Below are 11,949 nucleotides of genomic sequence, written 5' to 3' on the forward strand. Positions count from 1 at the left end.
TTTGTATCAGACATCTATAGATGCAACTGATGAGGAAATAATTCCGCCACCAAGACAAATATCTCCGTCATAAAGAACGGCAGATTGCCCAGGTGTTACTGCCCACTGCGCATCTGGAAAACTTAAGTCAAAACTTAAAACTTCTTCATTCGCGCTAAACGTACATGCTGAATCTGCTTGACGGTAACGCGTCTTGGCTGAATAGTTCCCAGGTGTTGGCGCTACGCCAGAGATCCAACTTGCATCCATTGCAGAAAGCCTGTGAGCCAATAGCCATGAGTGTTCGTGGCCTTGTGCTACATAGAGCGTGTTATTAGGAACGTCCTTGCGTGCCACGTACCAAGCATCGCCATTGCCATCTTGACTACCACCCAAACCAATCCCCTTGCGTTGACCCAAGGTAAAAAATGCCAACCCCATATGCTCACCAACAGTCTTTCCCTCTGTCGTTTTAATCGGGCCTGGAACTCGTGGTAGATAGCGATTTAAAAATTCTCTAAAAGGACGCTCACCAATAAAACAAATGCCAGTGGAGTCCTTCTTTTTTGCATTATGTAAGCCAATTTTTTCGGCAATTTTTCTGACTTCCGTTTTTGGAATTTCACCAAGTGGAAACATGACGTTCGCTAATTGTTGCTGCGTTAAGCGGTGCAAGAAATAACTTTGATCTTTACTAACATCAACAGCTTTCAATAACTGCACTTTGCCACCCTGATGTCTTACACGTGCATAGTGGCCCGTAGCAATAGCGTCTGCCCCTAGGCTCATAGCATGATCGAGGAAAGCCTTAAATTTGATTTCAGCATTACATAAAACATCTGGGTTAGGCGTTCGCCCAGCGGCGTATTCACGCAAAAAATCAGCAAATACGCGTTCACGGTATTCAGCAGCAAAATTAACTGCCTCAACATCAATTCCGATCATATCGGCTACCGAAACTACGTCTAACCAGTCCTGACGCGCCGAACAGTACTCGTCATTGTCGTCATCCTCCCAATTCTTCATAAAAAGGCCAACCACTTCAAAACCCTGCTGCTTAAGCATCCAGGCTGCAACAGACGAATCTACCCCACCAGACATGCCAATAACGACTTTTTTGGCCTGGGAGGGTGGGTTTGAGGAAGAATTGAGCGAAGTCATCAAAAAATGCGAAAATCCAATATAAGCTGTTAAGCCATATTGTAGAAGTCTTAGCCCGTATTCACAGGATTTAGGGCAAAAACCAAGCATGCGGACGTAGGGGTAAGTAGATAGGTGTAAAAACGCCTATCTAATTAAAATAGATTTTTTATAAATTTTGCTTTTGGAGACATGCCATGCGCATAGGAGTGCCACTGGAAACAAGGCCTGGGGAAACTCGAGTAGCCGCCACACCAGAAACCGTAAAAAAATTCATTGGACAAGGTCATACTGTTGTCATCCAGAAGGATGCTGGGGTAAAAGCTAGCCAACCTGATTCGGCCTATGAAGCTGTAGGCGCAACTATTGGTAGCGCATCTGATGCATTCGGCGCGGAAATTGTTCTCAAAGTACGCGCCCCCGAAGCAGCTGAATTGCAGCAGATTAAATCTGGTTCTGTGCTTCTAGGTATGCTCGACCCATTTGATAACGACATGATTGCAGCCATGGCAGCACAAGGTATTACTGCATTCTCCTTAGAAGCTGCTCCACGTACAACTCGCGCCCAAAGCATGGACGTTTTATCCTCGCAAGCAAATATTGCTGGCTACAAAGCAGTCATGGTTGCCGCTAATGAGTACCAACGTTTTATGCCAATGCTCATGACTGCTGCAGGAACTGTTAAAGCAGCTCGTGTACTCATCTTGGGTGCTGGCGTTGCTGGTTTACAGGCAATTGCAACCGCAAAACGTCTTGGTGCTGTGATTGAGGCATCAGATGTACGTCCTGCCGCTAAAGAACAAATCGAATCATTGGGCGCCAAATTTGTCGATGTTCCTTACGAAACTGATGAAGAGCGTGAGATCGCTCAGGGCGTAGGCGGTTATGCTCGCCCGATGCCTGAAGCATGGATGAAGCGCCAAGCTGCTTTGGTTGCTGAACGCGCTCAACAGGCTGATATTGTGATTACTACTGCATTGATTCCTGGACGTAAACCTCCAGTCTTGTTGCATAGCGATACCGTTGCCAATATGAAACCTGGCTCTGTAGTGATTGACTTGGCTGCAGGCAAAGGCGATAACGGTTCAGGCAATTGTCCACTGACGCAGGCAGATAAAGTGATCGATGTGAATGGCGTAAAAATTGTGGGCTATACAAACTTAGCTAGCATGGTTGGTGCAGATGCATCTGCACTCTACGCACGTAACTTACTTGATTTCATGAAGCTCATTGTGGACAAAGAAGCTAAGCTGGTAATTCCAAACGATGACGATATCGTTACAGCTTGCTTAATGTGTCGCGATGGCCAAGCTATCCGCAAAAACTAAAAGCAAAAATACTAAGGAAACATTATGGATCTCGCTGCCTTTCAAAGCATCCTCACCGTTCAAAACATCACCGTATTCGTATTAGCCATTTTTGTTGGTTATCACGTTGTTTGGAACGTTACTCCCGCATTGCATACTCCCCTCATGGCGGTGACTAATGCCATTTCAGGCATCATCATCGTTGGTGCATTGCTACAAACTGAAGTTATCGGTGGCGATGAAATCACACTCACTAGCATCATTGGTGCTATTGCAGTGTTTCTCGCATCTATCAATATTTTTGGTGGCTTTATGGTCACCCGTCGCATGCTTGAAATGTTCAAGAAAAAAGCCCCAAAAGCTGATGCGGCTGGAACTAAATAAATCTAGAACAAGACCTATAAAGAGACCAAAACTATGTCAAACATAACCGCTATTTCTTATCTCATTTCATCGGTGTTGTTCATCCTCGCTTTGCGTGGCCTATCTTCACCAACCACTTCACGCCAAGGCAATACCTTCGGCATGATTGGCATGTTGTTAGCAGTCATTACCACCTTCTTTATTCCCGACTTCAAGCCAGTGATCTCTCTAATTGGGGTTGCTATTGTGGGTGGCGCGATCATCGGAACGATTGCTGCTAAGCGCGTTCAAATGACTAAGATGCCTGAGTTGGTTGCATTGATGCACTCATTTGTTGGTTTGTCAGCAGTATTAATTGCAATTGCTGCAGTATTCAATCCAGCACATGCCCATACCGGCGCACAAAAGATCGAACTCTTCATTGGCGCATTTATTGGTGCGATTACTTTCACCGCATCTGTAATTGCGTTCGGCAAGTTGTCAGGCAAAGTTAGCGGTAAGCCAGTTAGCTTTTCTGGTCAACACTTGCTCAACCTGATTTTGGCTGTATCAATGGTAGGAGCTGGTATTGCTTACTACATGACAGATAGCCATGCAGCCTTCTTGGGTATGTGCGCAATTGCATTGGTGTTAGGTGTGACATTAATCATTCCTATCGGCGGTGCCGATATGCCTGTAGTTGTGTCGATGCTTAATAGCTATTCCGGTTGGGCGGCAGCAGGAATTGGTTTCACACTAAATAACCCAGTATTGATCATTGCTGGTGCTTGCGTAGGCTCATCTGGCGCCATCCTCTCATACATTATGTGTAAGGCGATGAATCGCTCTATTCTGGCTGTACTTCTCGGTGGTTTCGGTGCCGAAGCAGCGGCAGGCGGTGGCGATGATGGTGGCCCCAAGAATTACAAAACAGGCTCACCTGAAGACGCAGCTTTCCTCATGGAAAATGCCGATACAGTGATCATTGTTCCTGGTTATGGCTTAGCAGTGGCACGCGCTCAACACGCATTGAAAGAATTGACTGAGAAGTTGACGCATCATGGCGTCACTGTGAAATATGCCATCCACCCAGTGGCTGGTCGTATGCCTGGTCATATGAACGTACTCTTGGCTGAAGCGGAAGTTCCATACGATCAAGTATTTGAAATGGAAGATATCAACAGTGATTTTGGTCAGGCTGATGTAGTTTTAGTGCTTGGCGCCAATGACGTGGTGAATCCTGCTGCACGCACACCAGGTAGTCCAATTTTTGGAATGCCAATCTTGGAAGCATTTAAAGCAAAAACAATTATTGTTAATAAGCGCTCTATGGCAGCTGGTTATGCTGGCTTAGATAACGAACTCTTCTATATGGATAAAACCATGATGGTCTTCGGCGATGCAAAGAAGGTCGTAGAGGATATGGTCAAGGCTGTTGAGTAATTCAAATAAGGCCCTACTTTGTAGGGCCTTATTTTAATATCACCCTAAAAATAATTCATATTCCCCAATAAGGGGTATTAGGCTGGTAAATCATATTAATCACCCCCTTGGGATTAATATGAGCTGTACTCTTAGATAAGTTTCACATCCCATGACCCCCGAATTTATTAGTCAATTTAAAGAAGATAAAAGAGTGTGGGCTTTGGCAGCATACGTCAACGCCTCTCGTGTTCTTATTCGCGCAAAATCCATAGATGAATTAATAAGCGGTGTTTGCGAAGGAATTACGAACCAGCCTCCCTATGTTCTGGCCTGTGTAGGTCTTTTTGAAGAACCTCCGAGCAAAACCATCAAGATTGTTGGTAAAGCAGGTAGCGCTCATAAGTATGCAGAAGGTCTATCTTTAAGCTGGGATGAAAATGATGCGCTCGGCCAAGGACCAACGGGCATTTCAATTCGAGAACGTAGACCTATCATCCTAAGTGACTCTGAGTCAGCAACAAACTATGGTGCATGGGTTAAAAGGGCGAGAGATAACGGCATTAGAAGCAGTATTTCAATTCCACTATATGAGGAAAATACCCCTCAAGGAATATTCATCGTCTACGCAAGCAAACCAAACACTTTTGGCGAAGCTGAAACTAAATTATTTGAGGTTCTTGCAGAAGAGCTCTCTTATGGAATCAATAATTTAAAACAACAAGAAAAACTACGAGAGGAAACTCTCTCAAAGGTCAAACTTCAAGAAGCGCTTTTAAATTCCTTTCAACTAGCAATATCAGCAATTGCTACCACTCTCGAGCTACGAGACCCATACACAGCTGGTCACCAAAAAAGGGTTGCTGATATTGCAGTAGAAATTTCAAAAGAACTCGGGCTCGCCCACGAAACAATACAAAGTGTCAAATTGGCTGCTTTAGTTCACGATATTGGAAAAATATCCGTACCCATTGAGTACTTGACTAAACCAACCAAGTTAAGTGCTCTTGAGTTTGCTGTAATCAAAGAGCATGTAGAAAAAAGCTATGAGATATTAAAAGACATACCTTTTCCCCTTCCAATTGCCACCATTGTTAGACAACATCATGAAAGAGTAGATGGCTCGGGCTATCCTTTTGGCCTCAAGAATAATGAGATTTTGCTCGAGGCTAAGATTCTAGCGGTAGCTGATGTCATTGAATCTATGGCAACAGATCGACCCTATCGATTTGCTGTTGGGCTAGAAAAATCGATTTCTGAGATTCTCAATAAATCAGGCACTTTGTATGATCCTGATGTAGTAAATGCTGTTAAATCACTTCATGAGAGAGGTGTATTTAAGGCCCTAAGCGCGCATCCGCGAACGGGACTTGAGAATTAATTAAAGTGTATATAAATATAAATGAAAAACGCCTGGTCTTTTGAACCAGGCGTTTTTGTTTCTACAGCAAAATTGCTAAGAGCTAGGGCTATTACATCATGCCGCCCATACCACCCATGCCGCCCATACCACCCATATCAGGCATGCCGCTTCCAGCAGACTCATCCTTAGGTGCATCGGAGATTGCACAATCAGTCGTCAACAAGAGACCAGCAACGGAGGCTGCATTAACTAATGCAGTTTTAGTTACCTTAGTAGGGTCAATAACACCTTGTGCAACTAGATCGCCATATTCACCAGTAGCTGCGTTGTAACCATTATTGCCAGTACTTGCTTGCACGGCATTAACCACTACACCAGCATCTTCACCAGCATTGCTGACGATAGTGCGCAATGGTTCTTGCATAGCGCGCAATACGATATTGATACCTGCATCTTGATCAGCGTTATCGCCTTTCAAACCTTTGATGCCCTGCATCGCACGAATTAATGCTACGCCACCGCCAGGAACGATACCCTCTTCAACTGCTGCACGAGTTGCGTGTAATGCATCATCAACACGAGCTTTCTTCTCTTTCATTTCCACTTCAGTAGCAGCACCAACACGAATCACTGCAACACCGCCAGCCAACTTAGCCACACGCTCTTGCAATTTTTCTTTATCGTAGTCGCTAGTTGCTTCTTCGATCTGAACACGAATGTTCTTCACGCGAGCTTCAATCGCTTTGGCATCGCCTGCACCGTCAATAATGATGGTGTTCTCTTTACCTACTTCGATACGCTTCGCTTGACCCAAGTGCTCAAGAGTTGTTTTCTCAAGTGTGAGACCAATTTCTTCAGCAATCACTGTGCCGCCAGTCAAAATGGCGATATCTTCCAACATTGCCTTACGACGGTCGCCAAAACCTGGAGCCTTAACAGCACAAGTCTTAATAATGCCGCGGATGTTGTTCACAACTAAAGTAGCCAAGGCTTCGCCTTCAACGTCTTCTGCAATGATCAACAATGGACGACCAGATTTAGCTACTTGCTCAAGCACTGGGAGCAAATCACGAATATTTGCAATCTTCTTATCAAACAAGAGGATGTATGGGCTCTCCAATACAGCAACTTGTTTTTCTGGTTGATTAATGAAATATGGGGAGAGATAACCACGGTCAAACTGCATACCCTCAACCACTTCAAGTTCGTCCTCTAAAGACTTACCATCCTCAACCGTGATAACACCTTCTTTACCTACTTTTTCCATTGCTTCTGCAATACGCTGACCAATACTGTGGTCGCTGTTCGCAGAGATAGAACCTACTTGAGCAATTTCTTTAGTGGTGGTGCAAGGCTTGCTGATTTTTGCAAGCTCATCAATTGCGGAAGTAACAGCCTTATCAATACCGCGCTTGAGGTCCATTGGATTATGGCCTGCAACAACATATTTCATGCCTTCGCGTACGATTGACTGAGCCAAAACTGTAGCGGTGGTAGTACCGTCACCGGCGATATCAGCAGTTTTAGAAGCAACTTCCTTAACCATCTGCGCGCCCATATTTTGAAGCTTATCCTTCAGTTCGATTTCTTTAGCTACGGATACGCCGTCTTTAGTAATAGTTGGTCCACCAAATGAACGCTCTATCACCACGTTACGACCTTTAGGTCCCAATGTAGTTTTTACCGCGTTAGCAAGAATATTCACGCCTTCGACCATCTTGGTGCGGGCGTTATCTCCAAATACAACGTCTTTTGCTGCCATGATTAAATTCCTCTCTTAAATACCGAAATTACTTCTGTACAACAGCCATGATGTCGTCTTCACGCATCACGATGAGTTCTTCACTGTCAACTTTTACTGTTTGGCCTGCATATTTGCCAAATAAAACGCGATCGCCCACTTTGACGTCTGGTGCGTTTAATTTGCCGCTGTCATCGCGCTTGCCTGGGCCTACTGCCAATACTTCACCTTGATCAGGCTTTTCTGCAGCAGCGTCAGGAATAATGATTCCGGAAGCAGTTTTTGATTCTTGATCTAAACGCTTGATGATTACGCGATCATGTAAGGGACGCAAATTCATCTCTTCTCCTATGTTAGTAAGTGTTAACTAATTAAATAAACTATATAAATCAATGCTTTAAAATCTCAATACCTGCAAGTCAGTAGTGATTTATGAATAAATCACCCTTTTAGCACTCGCTGATAGGGAGTGCTGATTATATAGGTGTGATTCCCACTATTTCAAGGGCATATCACCATAAATTCTTTAAGGATTAAGCCCCTAGATATACTGTGGACAGGCTGGTAGGTCATTTCCTACAGATAAATAAGCCTAAAGCCCTTACCCCTCCAATTCGTCCTGCCTAGACTGGATAGTCACCGATTGGAGAATGCTGATGAGCCCGAAATCCCGGCTGTACACGCTTGTAAAGGCATGGAAGAACAAACCCTTCCAAGAAGTACGAGACGCCTGTGGCGATCCATGGCTTGGCATAAGTAGCCAAGCCCTTGAAGAACACCAATCCTGGTCCAAGCGACAAGCGATTAGTCATGAACCCATATTTAACTGCAAGGGAGAAAAGCTGACTGGATCTTTATTTAGGCCGCTTCTTAATGCCACGGATATGCAATTACTACGTCTGTTTATGGAAGGCCTAGACACTATTGCATATTGGTATCGCAGTGGACGCTTAATCCCTGGAATACTGCCAATGCCTATACATGCAATTGCCTCTAGTAAATATATAGATGCAATGAGTGAGTTAATCCTGAATTCACGCCTTCCAGTTGGATTGGTTGCCGTCGGAATTTGGTCTACACCAGAAATTGATATTTCAGATGCCTGCAAAGAAGGTCTTCTTCGCTTGCGACGTCTTGGTGTTTTGCTTCACCACCTGAATTTCACAGGAAATGTTGACGAACTGCGGTGGATTAAGGAAATGCAAATGGAGGGTGTTCATATTGATATGAAGCAAATGCGTGAACACGTACTAGCCAGCAATGTCCTTTCTCAATTAAGAGAATCCCCCTACTCAGCAACACAAATTTATGCAAGCAATATTGGGCTGATAAATGATTTAGAAAACGCCACCTCGCTGATTGCCGACCATGCTTATGGTGGACTCATGATGTCCCCAGTAAGTCGCCATCAAATGCTTCAAATTAACGATAGTCGTATCGCTAAAGCCATTTTTTCGCTGCACCCTCATCAACACCTAAACCAAAATGGAGACAAGTAATGAGAAAACGCGTGATGTTGGTAGATGACCATCCAGCAATGCTGATGGCTCTTAAAAGTATGTTGCAAGATCAGTTGCTATTTGAAATAGCAGGACAGGCTCAGAACGGGGAGGAATGCCTCAGATCCATGAAAGAGGTTAATCCCAATATGGTGATACTGGATCTAGATATGCCAAAGACTGATGGGTTTGATGTCATACGACGCATTGGATTGATGTACCCAGATGTTCGGATGTTGATTCTCTCAAGCATGGATGAGGCTGTCTATGGGGGAAGAGTACGCTCCTTAGGCGGCCATGGATTTGTCAATAAAACTGCTGGGGCTGATGTCATCCTGGCAGCCTGCGTCGCCATCTCCCAAGGTTACAACTTCTTTACTCATGGCAAAAATGGAAATAGCTCATTAAGTGATAACGATAAGCTAGCTCTAATTTCTGACCGAGAATTACAGGTGATGAAGTACCTAGGCAAAGGAAATACCAATCAACAAATTTCCGACATGCTACATATCAGCAATAAGACAGTAGCAACTTATAAAACAAGAGTTTTTGACAAATTAGGCATAAACAATATTGCTGATCTTATCTTGTTCTGTCGCATGAACAACATTATTGAAAGCTAAGTAAGAATGCATCGATCCATTGTCAGAATTGCTCTGTTAACCCTACTAAATGGGTTCATCAGCAACGCCTCTGCGAATACGTTCACCCAAAAGGAACAACAGTGGATCGATGCCCACCCTGTAGTCAAATTTAGCATTCACGAAAAATATGCGTCTTATTTAGAGGCCGATGAAAAAGGTGAATATGGAGTATTTCATGGACTTTTAAGCAAGCTTAGTGAAATGACTCAGCAAGAGTTTTTACCCAAATGGCGCAAGAGCGAACAAGAAGGATTGCAACAAATTGCAAACGGTGATGTTGATTTCATTATTGATCCACCCTCCCTCGACGATGAGTATCTTAAATTTGGATCACTATCCGAGGCAATTTTTTGGGGTCACGATGTCATTCTGACCAATTTGCCTAAGAATTCTCTCGCAATTAATCCGCATAATGTTGCCTACTTTGATCGAGGTTTTGAAAATCCTCCAGCACCAAAAAACACATATGCCAATATCTCTAGTCATATAGATAAACTCATTTTTGATTTACTAAAGAAAGATATTGAAGCGCTTGTCCTGCCAATTCGCCTCGCGCATCAATTGGCAAAAAAATTCAATGGCGACAAACTGCGGATTGATGGCCTATATAGTAGAGAACCTTTTGAGTACCGTTGGCTTATCTCACATCAAGACAGCGCTCTACATGACGTATTAGACAGATTCTTAAGCAACCTAGATCCAATTGAATCACGTCAAATATTTAGCCTCAATCAAGCCGCTTTTGACACAGCTCCTCAACCCCATGTGATTGCCTTACCCTGGCTCTCCACTTTTGGCATTCTGATTCTCGGATGTAGTTTGCTCTGGCGCTTTCATCAGAAACACGCCCTTCAAAAACAGGAGGCTGAGCAGCTAATTTCTTCAAAAGAACAGGCAGAAAATGCCAATGCCGCCAAGTCTGCCTTTCTAGCCACCATGAGCCATGAAATCCGAACTCAAATGAACGCCATTTTGGGCGTACAGGAGCTATTACTTAACAGTCCACTTCCTAAAAATGAAAAAGCTTTACTCACCAGTGCACATTCTTCAGCAGAATCTCTCTTAGGAATTCTGAATCAAGTTTTAGACCTATCAAAAATTGAGGCAGGCAAACTCACCCTCAATATTGAGCCCTGCAATCTCAAGGCCTTGATCAATAACATTGATTCAGCATTCTCAACGGTTGCCCAAAAGCAAAATTTAAGGTTACTCACCATTCAGGATCCCCGTATTGCAGAAGTGTTGCTATTTGATTCCTTGCGTTTGCGGCAAATACTGCAGAACCTTATTAGCAATGCGATCAAATTTACAGAAAAAGGTGAAATCTACTTCTCAATTAACGTGCTAGCAGATGACCACGCTGGTCAACTCATTGAGTTCCGAGTAATTGATACAGGAGTTGGCATGGGTACAGAAGACATTGCAATTGCACTACAAGCTTTTGAACAAATACCGGGGCATAGCGAACAAGCAAACGGAACTGGCTTAGGCTTAACCATTACCAATCATTTAGTGACCTCTATGAATAGCCAGCTATATTTTGAGAGTGCGCCCGGACTTGGCAGCAACATTCATTTTTGTGTCGCCCTCCCACGTACTGGCATAGCTGCCACTGGATGCAAAACTTTAGAACATGCGAATACTTCTAGGAAGCTGACATCTAAGAATATTCAAAGTTATGAGAATCCGATAAAAGCCTTAGTAGTAGAGGACCACCCCGCAAGTCGTCAGATTATTTCTCTGCAACTTCAAGCATTAGGCATTGAAGCTTCAGTTTGTGAGAACGCCTCTACTGCGATAGAGCTACTTAAGCAAAATCATTTTGATCTCCTTCTTACTGATCAATCCATACCTGGAATGCAAGGTTCTGACCTAGCTAAATACATTCGTGATTTAGGCTATCAAGATCTAATAATCATAGGTATTACAGCTGATATTTATGCTCTTGATTCACGTCATCAATTTCTTGCTGCAGGCATGAATGGCGTTTTGATTAAACCTTTAAGCTTGCAAACATTAGACAATGAAATTTCAAGGCATTTCATTTGTGACGCAATTGAATCCCAATCAAAGCCCCCAAAATATTTGGGAGAGTATCTTGGTGGGACTTTCTCACAAATGCTTGAAAAGAAACCAGAATACTTATTAGCCATCCTCGAAGAAATTAAAAAAGTTCATGATGAAACACTATTAATTCTGAAATCAGATGAGGTAAGCGAGGAATCCTTTGCTGCTTTGGTTCATAAAGTTAAAGGGGGTGCTCAGATTTTAGAATTTAAGAACTTTATTCGGTCCATCTCCGCTCTCGAGAATGAAGGCAATTTACCTTGTAAAGTAAGCGCCTTTATTCAATTACTGGAAACAGAGAATCAGTTAATTGAACAAAAAATGCTGCTAATTCCCTTAAGCTAATTTCACTCCTAAAGCGACTGGTAAAGCATAAACCTCTTCCTATATAGGGACTGGGTTTATCCTATTACTAATGTATTCATCATTTAAGTCGCCCCTCACT

Annotated in this window: 10 protein-coding genes; 7 read left to right on the top strand and 3 right to left on the bottom strand. The window is 43.4% G+C overall.

Translation table 11 applies throughout. From position 1 onward, the window contains the following. Window positions 1-6 precede the first annotated feature (6 nt). On the bottom strand, window positions 7-1,140 hold the full coding sequence (gene mnmA / locus FD973_RS09635; RefSeq protein WP_215323269.1) for a tRNA 2-thiouridine(34) synthase MnmA: 1,134 nt from the start codon (window positions 1,138-1,140) through the stop codon (window positions 7-9). A 176-nt stretch (window positions 1,141-1,316) separates the two neighbouring features. Here mnmA and FD973_RS09640 point away from each other — a divergent pair, with 176 nt between their 5' ends. The 4 genes from FD973_RS09640 (at window position 1,317) to FD973_RS09655 (ending at window position 5,571) form a co-directional block, all read left to right on the top strand. Continuing rightward, window positions 1,317-2,447 (top strand): Re/Si-specific NAD(P)(+) transhydrogenase subunit alpha, encoded by a 1,131-nt coding sequence (locus FD973_RS09640; RefSeq protein WP_215323270.1) that lies wholly within the window; start codon window positions 1,317-1,319, stop codon window positions 2,445-2,447. 24 nt (window positions 2,448-2,471) lie between these two features. Continuing rightward, window positions 2,472-2,810: a proton-translocating transhydrogenase family protein gene (locus FD973_RS09645; RefSeq protein WP_068320920.1), complete on the top strand. Its 339-nt coding sequence runs from the start codon at window positions 2,472-2,474 to the stop codon at window positions 2,808-2,810. Between the two features lie 33 nt (window positions 2,811-2,843). After that, window positions 2,844-4,211 (top strand): NAD(P)(+) transhydrogenase (Re/Si-specific) subunit beta, encoded by a 1,368-nt coding sequence (locus FD973_RS09650; protein ID WP_215323275.1) that lies wholly within the window; start codon window positions 2,844-2,846, stop codon window positions 4,209-4,211. Window positions 4,212-4,362: 151 nt separating this feature from the next. Beyond that, entirely contained in the window at window positions 4,363-5,571 is a 1,209-nt protein-coding gene (locus FD973_RS09655) for an HD-GYP domain-containing protein (RefSeq protein WP_215323277.1), read from the top strand. Window positions 5,572-5,662: 91 nt separating this feature from the next. Here the strand turns inward: FD973_RS09655 and groL are convergent, their stop codons facing one another. Further along, window positions 5,663-7,315 (bottom strand): chaperonin GroEL, encoded by a 1,653-nt coding sequence (gene groL, locus FD973_RS09660; RefSeq protein ID WP_215323279.1) that lies wholly within the window; start codon window positions 7,313-7,315, stop codon window positions 5,663-5,665. A 28-nt stretch (window positions 7,316-7,343) separates the two neighbouring features. Then, on the bottom strand, window positions 7,344-7,634 hold the full coding sequence (locus FD973_RS09665; RefSeq protein ID WP_072582790.1) for a co-chaperone GroES: 291 nt from the start codon (window positions 7,632-7,634) through the stop codon (window positions 7,344-7,346). A 316-nt stretch (window positions 7,635-7,950) separates the two neighbouring features. Here FD973_RS09665 and FD973_RS09670 point away from each other — a divergent pair, with 316 nt between their 5' ends. The 3 genes from FD973_RS09670 to FD973_RS09680 are packed head-to-tail and all read left to right on the top strand — an operon-like array spanning window position 7,951 to window position 11,849. Next, window positions 7,951-8,793 (top strand): diguanylate phosphodiesterase, encoded by an 843-nt coding sequence (locus FD973_RS09670; RefSeq protein WP_215323280.1) that lies wholly within the window; start codon window positions 7,951-7,953, stop codon window positions 8,791-8,793. After that, entirely contained in the window at window positions 8,793-9,416 is a 624-nt protein-coding gene (locus FD973_RS09675; protein WP_215323281.1) for a response regulator transcription factor, read from the top strand. The genes FD973_RS09670 and FD973_RS09675 overlap by 1 nt, the downstream gene beginning before the upstream one ends. A 6-nt stretch (window positions 9,417-9,422) precedes the next feature. After that, complete coding sequence (locus FD973_RS09680; protein WP_215323282.1) at window positions 9,423-11,849, top strand: ATP-binding protein; 2,427 nt, start codon at window positions 9,423-9,425, stop codon at window positions 11,847-11,849. Window positions 11,850-11,949: the final 100 nt, after the last annotated feature.

Origin of the sequence: Polynucleobacter sp. MWH-Braz-FAM2G (assembly GCF_018687635.1) — a bacterium.
Lineage (GTDB): Bacteria > Pseudomonadota > Gammaproteobacteria > Burkholderiales > Burkholderiaceae > Polynucleobacter.